The organism is Portibacter marinus (genome assembly GCF_021533195.1).
Lineage (GTDB): Bacteria > Bacteroidota > Bacteroidia > Chitinophagales > Saprospiraceae > Portibacter > Portibacter marinus.
Map to the genome: position 1 here is coordinate 89,101 of NZ_JAJNKB010000006.1, position 13,310 is coordinate 102,410.

Here is a 13,310-nt window from a genome sequence, read left to right on the forward strand (position 1 = left end):
GAAAGCAACGGGCTAAAAAAATCTTCAAATATTATTGTGGTTTCAAATCTAAAATTACAGCGATATATTGGAATGTAAAATTGACCTAAAAACTAACCTTTACTAGATTAAACTTGCTATTTCTTTCACTGGGAACGATGAAATCCCTCGTTGAAATTTGAACTGCTTCGCGGAAACGCAACTTTAGTTTCTGGTACTCTGTATTCATGACAATGTTTCTTTCATTATCACCAATAGGATTTAATATGTATTCACTGACAGTATTATCCTGCTTGATCTCATCATTAAAAATAAATCGTAGTTCCGTTGGCGACTTAAAAACGAAATAAGAAGAAAAAAATCCACCATCATCTTGTGAGAATTGTTTTTTCCGCAAAACTTCCTGCCAATGTAAACTTCCATCGGGGTTAATAGCAAAAACAACCAGATCTTCATGATAATAATCCACATAGGCTCTGATATCAAAGGACTGTCTGCGACCCTCAATCATATTTGATTTTCTGGAAAATTCACGCCTCATTTCAGCAACCAACAAGATACCACCATCCTCTCTCACGATAATATCTGCTACCTCATAGTCTTCTAAAAAGGTGATTTTGCGCTTGCTGTTCTTTTCTAACTCTTTGAATAAATCAGGACCAAATGCATTGAATTTTAATTCGCCCTCTACCAACATAAAATAACCATCAGCCCTACTCCGGAACTTATCACCATATAGCCCGGCCAACACTAATCGGCTGTTGGTATTATCATAGGCCAATTGGTAGTCAATGATAAACTTATCACCAAAAGGAACGATTAATTGGGTAACTGCACCACTATTGGGATCCATATAAAAAGCCTCTATGCTTTCATTGGGCTTGCCAACTGTAAATTCGTTTCTTTGAAAAACCATTACTCCGCCACCATTATCCGAAAGCTGAATTTCTCTGAAATCACGTCTTACATATGAAAAGTCAAATGCATACGTATTTGCCCATTTGACTTCCATGTTTTCAGCATCAAATATTAGGACTTTCATTGAATTATCGTTGTCAAAACTAAATATCCCAGCATACCGCTTATTCCTGGAAACCGTGAAATAATATTTTTGAAAGTCTAGTAAGGCATTGGTAACGTTAATCGTGGCGGTGTCCAAAAGAGCACCATTTCCATCGAATTTTCTACAAGCCAAGACCTGATCCCCTTTGCGTCTATAACTATAGTAAAAAGTGAAGTAGTCATCACTGTTTAATAGCCCTACAACGGAAATTCTTTTTTTCTCGAATTGAAGTTCAACACTTTCTTTTTGCCACAGATTATCATCGAAGATTTGAAGAACATGATTAAAACCTTTGTCTCTGTATAAAAGGATTTTGTCATCAACCTTGCCTAGAATGTCATATAAGTAGTCAGATCTTAAACTGATATCTTCTGATACGGTTACACTTTGGCCATTGGCATAGCCAAAAAAAGCAAAAATGCAGCAAAATGTAAAAAAGCCTTTCATATCATCAAGTTAAAAAATAAACGTCGAAACCCTTAATATTGTTGGTCAAGGACGTCGATAAATGATTTTAATGAAACAAAAATCACATTTCGGCCGATGGAGGAAAGTTCGTATTCTTCATCCTCCATCAACGCATCTTCTACAAAGGCGAGTAAATCTTCCTGAGGGTAACCATCAAAGAAAAAGTCTGCAATTTGTTTAGTGGTCTTAAATTTATTTTGGTCAACGATGGTCCAGTTTTTCTCATCAACTTCCTGAATTTCTTCTAAAGTAACGGTATCGATTTCTGGATATTCCCTTGTAACGCTGTGGTAGATGATCATTGAAAGGTAAAAGAGCATGCTTTTTTCCTGCTCTTCCAGTACGTCAAAACCCTCAGATAGTAAAAAAGCAAGTAGAAAAGGCTGTGCTTCTGAAAACTCGAGCATTTTTTCCTCGAAAACCTCATTTTGATCAGAAATTTCATCGATCACAGGATTGATGGTGTCTTCACTAATGAACTTCATTTCTTTCGATTTTTTTTAGTAAAAAGAATCCGTCTTCCCCCTGGCTTTGGTATAAAGGCATAAGAATATAGCCATCCTCAGGTATGATAATATCTCCGTTCGCATCTGTAGCGACGACTTCTCCCTTTTGAACTCTCTGAAAATTAGCATAACCCGGATTCATCCTAAAGCCATCCCCATGTTTCACGGAGTGCTTCATCACCATTCTTGCCAGGGCTGGCAGGTCTTCAGAAAAGGTTTTAAGGAGTAGATCATGTCGACTTTCCACATCGTCATCCTTGACACAACCAAGTGATCTGAGGGCTGCAATCACGGCTGCAACTGCCAGCGTAACGGCATTGGGATCATCATGTTGTCCGGATTCAAAAACAATAGCCTTGGTAGGAACGCCGAGTTTTTCAGAAGTAAAATATTGCATGGTGGTACCCTTGACCCTTTTGGCCATTCCCCTTATAATAGGGGCATGCATGGACAAAGCTACTTTAAGACTTTTATTGTGCTCTGGTACGATCGTGAAAATCCCACCTGGAGAGGAGGTCGTGTGTAAATCTAATATCAATAATTTATTTGGTTGATATTCAGTAATTTCTTTCTTTACCAACTGAATAATCTCGATGGCTTCTTTGTCTTCGGCAAATTCAGGGAACGCCAATTTATTTAATCGTGCACCCAGGAAATTTCTATTAAGATCTTTATCAATAAATCTTTTTCCTTCCTCTATTGCTTGCAAATTACCGCGAATGGCCACAAATTTGCCTCGATAGGTGAATTCAGGATTTCTGATGGGTTCTCTTCTTAACATTTTCAAGACCCTTTCAAGCGCAGTGATACCGGCCACCTCGTTTCCGTGAATTCCACCGATACATATGACCAGTGGTCCCCTATCTTCTCCGATATATTCCCCTATCTTTCTTTCCATTATGACATTCCAAGATTTCTCCAGCGCCACAAATATAAGGAAGCGAATGATCTGAAAGGTCGCCAGGCTTCAGCTATTTCTAATAGTTGCTGATTGATTTTCTGTTTCTCTCCTGTCAAATTATATAGATCAATAGCACTGTTCCGCACACCTAAATCAAGTATAGGAAATACATCTCTGCGGGCCAGGCAAAAAATGAGCACCATTTGAACGGTCCAAACTCCTACACCCTTGATAGCCGTCAGCTCCTTAATAATTTGGTCATTTGATTTCTTATGCCAATGCTGCGGTTCTACGGAATTGGTTTTGAAATGTTCCGCCACATTACTGATATACCTGACTTTGGCATTGGATAACCCCAGGCTTCTGAGGCTTTCAAAATCAACTGCTAATAATTGATCAGGTGATGGTGAATTACCATCGAAATGATTTAAAAATCGGCTATAGATGGCATCGGCAGCTTTGGTAGATAACTGCTGAGATATGATCGAGGAGTAAAGATAGGCGTTCACATCTCCATCGAAAAAGGGTACATCAATTTCAATGTGGATGATCCTACGCATGACAGGATCTTTTTGTAAAACCTCCTTTGCTTGTGCTAATGAAGCCATGATCTTTTTTTTTGATACTCTAATAGTCATATTGGTAGTCAACGATTACCGTGCCGCATGAAAAGCATGCTTACATCTCTTTACAGATTTTGGCATAAGGTTTGCAATTCAAGTAAACATAACATGATAGAGTATGAAGTTAGTTAGTTTACTGTTAATAATGATAACTATTTGCAGCTTTAAAGTCACAGATGCGGTGACTCATTCTTACATCGATACCTATAGAGATTTAGCGATTATAGAGATGTATAGAACAGGAGTACCTGCAAGTATAACACTTGCTCAAGCCATCCATGAATCTGCAAGCGGAACCAGTAATCTGGCAAGTAATTCTAATAATCACTTTGGCATTAAGTGCAAGTCCTACTGGAGAGGTAGATCATACTATCATGTAGATGATGACCGGAACAATCGTGGTGAATTAATAGAATCGTGCTTTAGAGCATATGATTTTGTGGAGGATTCATTTATCGATCACTCTAACTTTTTAAAGTACTCCGCTCACTATCAAAAGTTGTTTCAACTTAAAAGAAATGACCACATTGGCTGGGCGAACGGTTTAAAGGAATGTGGTTACGCTACAGACAAGCGGTATACGCAAAAATTGATAAGAATAATTGAAAAATATAATCTGGCAGTCTATGATTCCTGGGAAGATCCAAGAAACTGGAATGTCAGTTCAAGAGCTAACTAACTCGATCGGCAGCAAAGCGGCTGGGGAGGACAATAAACCAATCTTGAGGATGAGCAATTATCCTAGATGAGCAAATTTTATTTGTTTTCTTCTTCTTCGGTTCGCTTTTGCTGTTTTTGTTTGTGCAGGGAATTGGCCTCTAGTTCTTGAAACTCTTTTCTGTATCTGGCGATATCAACAGCCAGTTTTAAAGCATTTACAAAAGAAGATTCATTGGCCTCCGATTTTCCGGCTATCTCATATCCTGTTCCATGATCCGGTGATGTTCTGATGACATTAAGACCGGCTGTGTAATTGATACCCTGACCAAAGGATAAAGCTTTAAACCCCACTAAGCCCTGATCGTGATACATACTCAAAATGGCATCAAACTTTTTATACTTTCCAGAACCAAAAAAGCCATCCGCAGCAAACGGCCCGTAAACCAAGTGGCCACTTTTCTTAAGTTTGATGAGCACAGGATTAATAACTTTGTCTTCTTCATCTCCCAATAAGCCTTCATCACCCGCATGCGGATTAAGTCCCAAAACAGCAATAGTAGGTTTGGTTATTCCAAAATCGTTCCTACATGTGTGATAGAGTGCTATCAATTTTTCTTCGACTAGTTCTGGTGTGATGGATGCAGCTACTTCAGCAAGAGGCATGTGAGCGGTGACCAGGCCCAATCTCATAGATTCTGAAACCATGAGCATTAGTGAGGATTCAGCACCGGCTCTTTCTGTCACATATTCGGTGTGGCCCGGATAAGGAAAGTTTGCCATTTTCATCGTTTTCTTATTGATCGGAGCGGTAACCAATGCATCGATTTTACTTTCGACCAAATCTTTGACAGCTTTATCAAGGGCGATGTAAGCGTATTTGCCTCCATTTTCTTCCTGTAGGCCTGGATTGATATGAACAGTGTCCTGCCAACAATTAATAATATTCACCTTTTCTTCTTGAGCCCTTTCCACATCTGAACAATTGGAATAAGAAATGTCAGAATTCAGAATGTTCTTATAATAGGATATAACCTTTGATGAGCCATATACTATAGGGGTTATGTTTTTAAGTAAGTTTTGGTGAGATAGCGCTTTTATGATGACCTCAGGACCGATGCCATTAATGTCTCCTATGCTGATGCCTACTTTGATATTCTCCATATCGGCAAACTTAACGATTTCTCTATAATTCACATGTAAAGCCTTATGAATTCTTATCTTCGTTGCAAATTTAAAAATTGGGAAATTCACAATACAAGAATGAACTATTCAACTGTAAGCCAATTTACTTAATCGTAAATCGTAAATCGTAAATCGTAAATCGTAAATGGGTTACAAGGCTAAAAAATCATACGGCCAACATTTCTTAACAGACTTGCACCTCGCAGATCAGATCGTAGAAGCACTTACTTATACGGACGGCATGAATGTCTTAGAAGTAGGTCCCGGGCAAGGTGTACTGACTGAGAAGCTAAAGCGCAAAGGCATCAACCTGAAGCTAATAGAGGCCGACATGGATATGGTTACGGTTTTGCATAAGAAGTTTCCTGATATGGAGGGTCAGATTATCCATTTTGATTTTCTAAAGGCTGACCTTAGAAGAGTATTCGACCATGAACCGTTAGCTGTTATCGGTAACTTTCCTTATAACATCTCCTCTCAAATAGTCTTCAGAATTATTAAATATTTTGAGCTGGTTCCTGAAATGGTGGGCATGTTCCAATGGGAGGTAGCTCAAAGGATCGTCAGTGAGCCCGGAAGTAAGAAGTATGGCGTGATCAGTGTTTTAACCCAAGCCATTTATGAAGGAGAATTACTTTTTAAAGTACCCCCTAATGTTTTTAATCCTCCTCCAAAAGTGGATTCAGGAGTCATCAAATTGACCAGAAAAAAGAATTTAGAGTTTGACTACAATAGATCCTTATTCAAGCACATTGTCAAAACAGCATTCAATCAAAGACGAAAGATGCTAAGAAATACCCTGAAATCTATGGTGCAAAAAACCAATTTCCAAAATGATGAGTTATTAATGAAAAGACCGGAACAATTATCAGTTCAGGATTATATATATCTAACAAAAAATTTAGACCATGAGTCTTGAAACAAAGTTGATGACCGACCTTAAAGCGGCCATGAAGTCAAAGGATCAGCCTGCACTTAGAAGTATAAGAGCGATAAAAGCAGCCATATTATTAATGAAAACCGATGGTAGCGGAAAAGAAGTAGATGAAGCTGCTGAGATTAAGTTGCTCCAAAAATTAGTTAAACAAAGAAAGGATTCTTTAGAAATCTATGAAAAACAGGGGAGGGATGATTTGGCTCAAACAGAGAGGGAAGAAATAGAAGTGATTGAAAAATATCTGCCCGCGCAATTGTCAGAGGAAGAAATAAGGATTCACGTTAAAGAAGTAATTGCACAGACAGGAGCCTCCGGAATGAAAGATATGGGCAAAGTGATGGGTGCGGCCAACAAGAGATTAGCCGGAAAAGCAGACGGTAAGACCATTGCCAGTGTAGTGAAGGAAGAGTTAAACAATTAGTTGATCTCCAACGCTTCCACGATTTCATCTAATTCATCATAGGATTTAAATCCGACTTTCTCTTCTGCGCCGCCCCTTAACACAATGCCAATAGGTTTAATAGCAGTAAGAATAAGGTCTAATGATTCGACGCTTATGTTAAGGTCCAGGTAACAAGAAGATGTTGCGCAGATGTCAGTAAGGAGCGCTTCATTTTTTTCGATTGAAAAATGGGGATTACCCGATTTGAGAATTAGGGCATCGGCTTCTATGGGTTGCCATTCCTCTATCAACACCTCTTTGTATACGGGCCTGTTAAAAGACCAATCTAATGTTGAAAAATGGTCCAGTTGTATGATATCAAGATCTAAGTTGTCTGCAACACTTTGAATAGATTCCGGGTCTTGAATGGAGGAAAATTGGCCTATAATGACAGGTCCGCTGATCCACTCTTTAAAAGCATTGACCTGCATCACCGAAATTTCCTGCAAATCAAATCCAATAGCTTCCACATCCCAGGCTGCAAAATATCTGGCATCTGTGAGGTTGCTTATCGAAGAAGCAATTACTTTTGTTTTTAACATGTTGCAAATGTAAATGACTGTTATGAAAAGACCGCATTATTTTGATCAGGTTTTAGAAACTGCAAGGCTGATTCCAGAAGGTCGCGTTTCAACCTATGGGGCAATCGCAGACTTTCTTGCTTTGGGTTCTGCTCGAATGGTGGGATGGGCCATGAAGAATAGTTTTAAATATGAAGACATCGTTCCTGCTCACCGGGTGGTCAATAGTAAAGGAGAATTGAGTGGCAGAAATGCATTCGGGCACCCGGACATGATGGCAGAACTACTGCGGTCAGAAGGCGTAGAGGTCGAAAACAATAAGGTTGTTAACTTCAAAGATCTATTTTGGCACCCACAAGAAATTTACAATTGAAGATGGACTACTTCAGTGGAACCCTTTCTCAGCAAAGATGGAAACAACCAGTTGTGAGTAGATTAAAATAGTGTTAAAGCGTTGTTTTGAGAAATTATTCTTTAAGATTTGATATTTTTAGCTTTGGACAAATGTTGAGCAATTCAGCATAGAATTAAAACAAAATTTAAAATTACAATAATGAAAAAATTAAGTTTTTTATTTGCTTTCTTATTCGTACTGGCTCTTTCCGCACAAAGCCCGGTTGGCGTTTGGAAAACCATTGATGATGAGACTGGTGACGCAAAATCACATGTAGAAATCTATGAAAAAGATGGAAAATTTTATGGGAAAGTCGTCAAACTACTTCCTGCAGCTACTACTGAGGTTTGTGGACCATGCCCTGGAGAAAGAGCCGGCAAAAGTTTGATTGATATGGATATTTTATGGGATTTAGAGCCATATAAAGACTATTGGAGTTATGGATCAATCATTGATCCGGCCAAGGGGAAGATTTATAAAGCCAGTGTATGGTTAGAGGATGACAACACTTTGAAGGTACGCGGATATGTCGGAGTTTCCGTTCTTGGAAGGAATCAAAATTGGTACCGAGTAGAATAAATTGCCAAATTAAAAACCGTAATTATCAATTTAAGCGTATATTTATAGAATATAATTCCTATTAATTTGGGATGTATATAAGCGTATGGGGAAAGATGGTTTCAATCATCTTTCCCTTTTTATGTAGGTGAAATGATTAATTGTCTATAAAAGTCAATTTCGAACATGATTGTCTTCTGAAACTACTCCATATATTATCATTAATTTTATTTGTCTGTCACACGTGTATCGCACAATAAAATATTTTTTCGATCTGTTTAAGATAGGAATGAATAATATAAACCAAACCAGACTATATGATGCAATCTTACACCGAACTAGATTTATTACGTTTTATTTACAAAGAGGTAGAGGTATGTGAATACTTCGAAATGGACTTCGCCATTAATGAAGATCCAAACCTTCACAACGATTACGAAGCCCTTAAAGCGACAGTAGATCAATTACCGAAGGTAAAATTCGAACCATCCGCTATCAGCATTCAGAATATTTTAGGATATGCTGTTGCTTAGTAAAACGTAATAATGCCCGAAAAAGGGTAGTAAAGAAAGCCCTGAAACATAACGTTTCAGGGCTTTTTATTTTCTATATTATCCTTTCATACAATCCGGCATGATGTAAGCATTTCATCAATTAGCATTGATCTATAAAAATTACTATTTTTAGCAAAAAATAGGATATGAAATTTATGGTAGCTGCCTTTGCATTAATCATTTTGTTGGCATGTAATACACAAAAACCAATTTCAGGAGAAATGATTGGCAAGAATGCACACTCATCTGAATGGGAATCTTTATTTAATGGTGAAAACCTTGATGGTTGGATTAAATATGGAACAGAGTTATGGTATGTTAATGAAGAAGGTGAACTGGTGTGTGAAAGTGGACCGGATAAGGCTTATGGCTATTTAGGAACAGAAGAAACCTTTAAAGATTTTGAGTTAAGTGTGGACTTTTTACAGGAGGCGGAAGGAAATAGCGGCATTTTTATAAGATCGTCTATAGAGGGCACCAAAATTACAGGCTGGCAAGCTGAAGTGGCTCCTCCCGGTATGAATACTGGTGGGATTTACGAATCCTATGGGAGAGGTTGGTTGATTAAGCCGGACCCTGCTAAAGATTCTGCCTTAAAAATGGGAGAATGGAATACAATGAAAATTCGAGCTATAGGTGATCAAGTCACTACCTGGCTAAATGGTACAGAAATGATATCTATCACCGACGAAAAAATAGGTGATGCCCAAGGGCAAATAGCTTTGCAAATCCATGATGGGGGTGGAATTAAAGTAAAATGGAAGGATATTAAAATTAAAGAACTATAATGTTTAAAATAATATGCGAAACACAATGGGCAAATTAATTACCTGCATCACTTTACTATTGTTTTTGATTTCTTGTAGTCAAAAGGTTGAAGAGCCCACATTTGTCCATACTGTCTTTTTTTGGATGAAAGATGATCTGACCGAAGAGGAAGCTAAGTTTTTCGAAGAGGGAATGGAGAAACTTGGCCAGACCCCTTCTATACATAGTTATAAATGGGGCAAACCAGCAGGTACACCTCGTGATGTTGTTGATAATTCATATACCTATGCCTGGATCGTAGAATTCGCAAATACAGAAGATCATGATGCTTACCAAGAAGACCCCATTCATGTAAAATTTATTGAGGAATCAAGTGATCTTTGGACAAAGGTACAAGTGTATGATACAATACTGGAATAAGAATTAAACTTCGTACATCCTGTTTATTTCTTTCTCGAATTTTTCAAGAATTGTTTTTCGTTTCAATTTAAGAGTTGGTGTATATTCTCCGCTGTCTACAGACCATTCCTCGTGCAGCAAATGAAAACTTCTGATCGCCTCATGTCTTTTTAGTTTGGCATTGACCCTATCTATTAGTTCCAGATATTTTTCAACCACCTTTGGATGTAAGACCATGTATTGTGGAGCAGTCCAATGTACATTGTTAACTTGACACCAATCTTCCAGAGCTTTGAAATTGGGAATGATTAAAGCAGTGATGAACGGTCGGTTAAACCCAATGATCATAGCTTGATCGATCAGGTCAATAACCTTCAGGTTGTTTTCCAAAACTTGAGGAGCAACATATTGTCCACTTGAAGTCTTAAAGATATTCTTTTGCCGATCTGTAATTTGCAAAAACCGTTTTTTAACAAACCGGCCTACATCTCCTGTATGGAAAAAGCCCTGCTCATCAATTTTCTCATCAGTTAATTCCTGATTATTGTAATAGCCCAACATTACATTTGGACCTTTGACAAGTATTTCACCTGCTCCAGTTTCATCCGGATTTTCTATACACACCTCAACAGAAGGGATGGGTATTCCTACAGTGCCAAATTTGTTTCCACCAGCCTCAAAACGATTAAAAGAAACGATAGGCGAGGTTTCAGTTAATCCATAACCTTCCCGTATCTTAATTCCAGCATCATAGAACAAGTATGATATATGGGCGGGCATAGCAGCTGCGCCAACAATAATTCCCTGCAGTCGCCCACCAAGCACCTTTCTCCAGCGCCTGAAGACTAAAAGGTCGCATATGAGCAGCTCGAATCTTCTGAGAGGATTCGCACTATGCTTTCTCCCTTTTTTGCTGCTTTTCAATGCCCACTTGATGATTCGTTTTTTAACAGGACCGGAAGTCTTAATCCCACGATAAATGTGCGTATAAACCTTCTCAAGCACCCTGGGCACACTAGTCATATAATGAGGTCTGATATCTTTAACAGAGGTTACTAAATTTTTAGGGTCTTTAATAAAATAAACACTAGCACCCACTGTCATATACGTAAATACTGCAGTCCTTTCAAAGATATGTGAAAGTGGTAGATAACTTGCCGAGATATGTCTATGGTGAATCGGCAACAGTGAGATGACAGATTTAATATTGCTGATGATGTTATTGTGCGACAACATCACGCCCTTAGGAAGTCCTGTGGAACCAGAGCTGTAAACAATGGTAGCCAGGTCATTTTCAGAAGTAGGTCGGGCAACTGTATCCGAAGCCTCCGAAAACAACGCAGAATAGTGCTTTTTACCTCCTATTCTTTCCAGACTATAAGTGAGTAATGATTCGTCTAGCTGGGATAGCTGTTCATCTCCACCAACGAAAATGACCTCCAATTGTGCATCTTGAATGATATGCTCAAGGTCTTCTTTAGATACATTTCCATGAATAGGAACGGAAACGTTTCCTGAATGCATGATGGCAAAATCTACAATATTCCAATACGGTGAACCATATCCTGCAAATATTCCAATATTTGTTCTGTTATACTTTTTGGCCAAACCATAACTCAATCTTAAAATTTGGTCGCAAATTTCATGAATACTTATTTCTACCCATTCTTCGTTTTCAAAGGTGCATAAAGCTCGTTCGTTAGGATACTTTGCTTTTTGATAAAATGGAATATCGTGGATGAACTTTAATGGCTCCATAATCCTAAGGTAAAAAATTGCATGTAAAAATCGCTTATATTGAGAAAGCTATGAAAACAGTTTTAGTCTTTATAGGATTTTCAATGACTTTCAGCCTTCAGGCTCGGACGGGTTTTGAAATAACAACATATCATAAGGAAGCTTATGACTTGATCGTGGGAATGAGATTTGAGGAAGGTAAGGAGCTGATCGCAAAGATTAAAAGAGAACAACCTGAAAATGTACTGGTATATCACATCGAAAACTACATTGATTTTATCAGCATCTTTATTAGTGAAGAAGAGGAAGAATTTAGAGCAAAGGAGCCCAATAAAAATTTAAGACTAAAAAAACTTCAGCAGGGGGACCCGTCAGATCCTTACTATTTGTTCTCTCAGGCAGAAGTTCATCTTCAATGGGCTATGACAAGACTTAAATTTCAGGAATATTTTACTGCAGCTCGGGAGGTGAACAAGGCCATTGGCATGCTCAATAGAAATCAAGAGTTGTTTCCTGATTTTATATCTAATAAGAAAAGCCTTAGCATCCTGCATGCAGTGGCAGGAACTATACCGGACAAGTACAAAGGAATCATCAGTCTGGTGACTAATTTTTCAGGAACAATTGATCAGGGACTTCGAGAAATTACGGAGGTACTTGAAAAAACTGATGAAAACTATCTCTTTCGTAAAGAAGCCATTGCAATTAAGGGCATGGTTACTCTACACCTCAAAAATGATAAAGAAAAAGCGTGGAATTTCTTAGTACATTCTGAGTTGGCAAGAGATGATAATCCGATGGCCACTTTTTTAATGGCCAATGCAGCGATTAATTGCAAGAAGAATGACCATGCTATTGAAATTTTAAGAAAACGAACCAGATCTCCGCGATTTTTTCCATTTTATTACCTTGATTTAATGTTGGGCTCCGCCAAACTCAGTCGGTTGGATTCCGATGCTGATGTATATCTGAAATCCTATATTCAAAATTTTGAAGGCCAGGACTATTTCAAGGACGCGTATAGAAAATTGGCATGGCATGCCTTAGTTGTACTTGAAAATAGATCCCTATATAAGCAGTATATGACCATGTGTTTAGAAAATGGAGTGGATCGGATAGACGAAGATAAGTCTGCGCTCAAGGAAGCTGAAGAAGCAAATTCAGGGATGGTTCCCAATCATTTTCTTTTAAAAGCCAGAATATTATTCGATGGAGGATATTTCGACAGAGCACTGAAAATCCTTTCAGATATTGATATTAATTCACTCACTTCAATAGAAGTTCTGGAACACTCTTATCGAAAAGGCAGAATTTATCAAGAGATAAATCAAGTGGAGCAGGCGATCGTTCATTTTAGTTATTGCGTCAATAATGCCCAAGCATTGAATGAATATTATAGCTGCAGCTCTGCACTTCAATTAGGCATACTATACGAAGCAAAAGAACAGGATGGACTGGCAGAAGATTATTTCAGGCATTGCCTGCAATTGGATCCCCCAGAATATAAAAGTAGCCTCCATCAAAAAGCAAAAGCAGGATTAAACCGCCTTTAATTCAATTTTGAGATAAGTGTGGCAATCGTCTATTTGCCGTATTTACTGATCGAAAATTCAAGTGA

General features: G+C 38.2%; 16 protein-coding genes. 9 read left to right on the forward strand and 7 right to left on the reverse strand.

Annotated elements, in window-relative coordinates:
* Positions 1-85: 85 nt before the first annotated feature.
* From L2567_RS14320 to L2567_RS14335, 4 genes are read right to left on the reverse strand one after another with little or no spacing between them, the layout of a single operon-like run.
* On the reverse strand, positions 86-1,489 hold the full coding sequence (locus tag L2567_RS14320) for a hypothetical protein (RefSeq protein ID WP_235298482.1): 1,404 nt from the start codon (positions 1,487-1,489) through the stop codon (positions 86-88).
* A gap of 32 nt (positions 1,490-1,521) precedes the next feature.
* The gene (locus tag L2567_RS14325) at positions 1,522-1,995 is read right to left on the reverse strand and encodes a hypothetical protein (RefSeq protein WP_235298483.1); all 474 of its coding nucleotides are present in this window, start codon (positions 1,993-1,995) and stop codon (positions 1,522-1,524) included.
* Positions 1,982-2,914, reverse strand: a complete 933-nt coding sequence (locus tag L2567_RS14330) for a M14 family metallopeptidase (protein ID WP_235298484.1) — start codon at positions 2,912-2,914, stop codon at positions 1,982-1,984. Before L2567_RS14330 ends, L2567_RS14325 begins: the two co-directional genes overlap by 14 nt.
* Positions 2,914-3,525: a DNA-3-methyladenine glycosylase family protein gene (locus tag L2567_RS14335; RefSeq protein WP_235298485.1), complete on the reverse strand. Its 612-nt coding sequence runs from the start codon at positions 3,523-3,525 to the stop codon at positions 2,914-2,916. The genes L2567_RS14330 and L2567_RS14335 overlap by 1 nt, the downstream gene beginning before the upstream one ends.
* Before the next feature lie 160 nt (positions 3,526-3,685).
* Here L2567_RS14335 and L2567_RS14340 point away from each other — a divergent pair, with 160 nt between their 5' ends.
* Positions 3,686-4,219, forward strand: coding sequence for a glycoside hydrolase family 73 protein (locus L2567_RS14340; RefSeq protein ID WP_235298486.1), 534 nt, complete (start codon positions 3,686-3,688; stop codon positions 4,217-4,219).
* Between the two features lie 77 nt (positions 4,220-4,296).
* Here L2567_RS14340 and pdxA read toward each other — a convergent pair whose 3' ends face one another.
* Positions 4,297-5,361: a 4-hydroxythreonine-4-phosphate dehydrogenase PdxA gene (gene pdxA / locus L2567_RS14345; RefSeq protein ID WP_235298487.1), complete on the reverse strand. Its 1,065-nt coding sequence runs from the start codon at positions 5,359-5,361 to the stop codon at positions 4,297-4,299.
* 166 nt (positions 5,362-5,527) lie between these two features.
* Between pdxA and rsmA the strand changes: the two genes are divergently transcribed.
* Both rsmA and L2567_RS14355 read left to right on the forward strand, forming a co-directional pair.
* Positions 5,528-6,301 (forward strand): 16S rRNA (adenine(1518)-N(6)/adenine(1519)-N(6))-dimethyltransferase RsmA, encoded by a 774-nt coding sequence (gene rsmA, locus L2567_RS14350; protein ID WP_235298488.1) that lies wholly within the window; start codon positions 5,528-5,530, stop codon positions 6,299-6,301.
* A complete protein-coding gene (locus tag L2567_RS14355; protein ID WP_235298489.1) occupies positions 6,291-6,740 on the forward strand; it encodes a GatB/YqeY domain-containing protein in 450 nt (149 codons plus the stop codon). Before rsmA ends, L2567_RS14355 begins: the two co-directional genes overlap by 11 nt.
* On the opposite strand, the gene L2567_RS14360 is transcribed toward L2567_RS14355, so the two are convergent.
* Positions 6,737-7,303 carry a hypothetical protein gene (locus tag L2567_RS14360; protein ID WP_235298490.1) on the reverse strand — a complete coding sequence of 189 codons (567 nt, stop codon included), beginning with the start codon at positions 7,301-7,303 and terminating at the stop codon, positions 6,737-6,739. The genes L2567_RS14355 and L2567_RS14360 overlap by 4 nt on opposite strands.
* 22 nt (positions 7,304-7,325) lie before the next feature.
* Between L2567_RS14360 and L2567_RS14365 the strand changes: the two genes are divergently transcribed.
* The 5 genes from L2567_RS14365 (at position 7,326) to L2567_RS14385 (ending at position 9,976) form a co-directional block, all read left to right on the forward strand.
* On the forward strand, positions 7,326-7,655 hold the full coding sequence (locus tag L2567_RS14365) for an MGMT family protein (RefSeq protein WP_235298491.1): 330 nt from the start codon (positions 7,326-7,328) through the stop codon (positions 7,653-7,655).
* 180 nt (positions 7,656-7,835) lie between these two features.
* Positions 7,836-8,255, forward strand: coding sequence for a DUF2147 domain-containing protein (locus L2567_RS14370; RefSeq protein ID WP_235298492.1), 420 nt, complete (start codon positions 7,836-7,838; stop codon positions 8,253-8,255).
* A gap of 296 nt (positions 8,256-8,551) precedes the next feature.
* Positions 8,552-8,767, forward strand: a complete 216-nt coding sequence (locus L2567_RS14375) for a hypothetical protein (protein WP_235298493.1) — start codon at positions 8,552-8,554, stop codon at positions 8,765-8,767.
* Between the two features lie 242 nt (positions 8,768-9,009).
* Positions 9,010-9,576, forward strand: a complete 567-nt coding sequence (locus L2567_RS14380; protein WP_406626706.1) for a 3-keto-disaccharide hydrolase — start codon at positions 9,010-9,012, stop codon at positions 9,574-9,576.
* Between the two features lie 25 nt (positions 9,577-9,601).
* Positions 9,602-9,976, forward strand: coding sequence for a Dabb family protein (locus L2567_RS14385; RefSeq protein ID WP_235298495.1), 375 nt, complete (start codon positions 9,602-9,604; stop codon positions 9,974-9,976).
* A 3-nt stretch (positions 9,977-9,979) separates the two neighbouring features.
* Here L2567_RS14385 and L2567_RS14390 read toward each other — a convergent pair whose 3' ends face one another.
* On the reverse strand, positions 9,980-11,713 hold the full coding sequence (locus L2567_RS14390; protein WP_235298496.1) for an AMP-dependent synthetase/ligase: 1,734 nt from the start codon (positions 11,711-11,713) through the stop codon (positions 9,980-9,982).
* 50 nt (positions 11,714-11,763) lie between these two features.
* Here L2567_RS14390 and L2567_RS14395 point away from each other — a divergent pair, with 50 nt between their 5' ends.
* Positions 11,764-13,245 (forward strand): tetratricopeptide repeat protein, encoded by a 1,482-nt coding sequence (locus L2567_RS14395; RefSeq protein ID WP_235298497.1) that lies wholly within the window; start codon positions 11,764-11,766, stop codon positions 13,243-13,245.
* The last annotated feature ends 65 nt before the right edge of the window (positions 13,246-13,310 follow it).

Excerpts from the sequence above, each read along its gene's own strand:
- L2567_RS14320 (WP_235298482.1), bottom strand. The coding sequence starts at position 1,489 with ATGAAAGGCTTTTTTACATTTTGCTGCATTTTTGCTTTTTTTGGCTAT.
- L2567_RS14325 (WP_235298483.1), bottom strand. The coding sequence starts at position 1,995 with ATGAAGTTCATTAGTGAAGACACCATCAATCCTGTGATCGATGAAATT.
- L2567_RS14330 (WP_235298484.1), bottom strand. The coding sequence starts at position 2,914 with ATGGAAAGAAAGATAGGGGAATATATCGGAGAAGATAGGGGACCACTG.
- L2567_RS14335 (WP_235298485.1), bottom strand. The coding sequence starts at position 3,525 with ATGGCTTCATTAGCACAAGCAAAGGAGGTTTTACAAAAAGATCCTGTC.
- L2567_RS14340 (WP_235298486.1), top strand. The coding sequence starts at position 3,686 with ATGATAACTATTTGCAGCTTTAAAGTCACAGATGCGGTGACTCATTCT.
- pdxA (WP_235298487.1), bottom strand. The coding sequence starts at position 5,361 with ATGGAGAATATCAAAGTAGGCATCAGCATAGGAGACATTAATGGCATC.
- rsmA (WP_235298488.1), top strand. The coding sequence starts at position 5,528 with ATGGGTTACAAGGCTAAAAAATCATACGGCCAACATTTCTTAACAGAC.
- L2567_RS14355 (WP_235298489.1), top strand. The coding sequence starts at position 6,291 with ATGAGTCTTGAAACAAAGTTGATGACCGACCTTAAAGCGGCCATGAAG.
- L2567_RS14360 (WP_235298490.1), bottom strand. The coding sequence starts at position 7,303 with ATGTTAAAAACAAAAGTAATTGCTTCTTCGATAAGCAACCTCACAGAT.
- L2567_RS14365 (WP_235298491.1), top strand. The coding sequence starts at position 7,326 with ATGAAAAGACCGCATTATTTTGATCAGGTTTTAGAAACTGCAAGGCTG.
- L2567_RS14370 (WP_235298492.1), top strand. The coding sequence starts at position 7,836 with ATGAAAAAATTAAGTTTTTTATTTGCTTTCTTATTCGTACTGGCTCTT.
- L2567_RS14375 (WP_235298493.1), top strand. The coding sequence starts at position 8,552 with ATGATGCAATCTTACACCGAACTAGATTTATTACGTTTTATTTACAAA.
- L2567_RS14380 (WP_406626706.1), top strand. The coding sequence starts at position 9,010 with ATGATTGGCAAGAATGCACACTCATCTGAATGGGAATCTTTATTTAAT.
- L2567_RS14385 (WP_235298495.1), top strand. The coding sequence starts at position 9,602 with ATGGGCAAATTAATTACCTGCATCACTTTACTATTGTTTTTGATTTCT.
- L2567_RS14390 (WP_235298496.1), bottom strand. The coding sequence starts at position 11,713 with ATGGAGCCATTAAAGTTCATCCACGATATTCCATTTTATCAAAAAGCA.
- L2567_RS14395 (WP_235298497.1), top strand. The coding sequence starts at position 11,764 with ATGAAAACAGTTTTAGTCTTTATAGGATTTTCAATGACTTTCAGCCTT.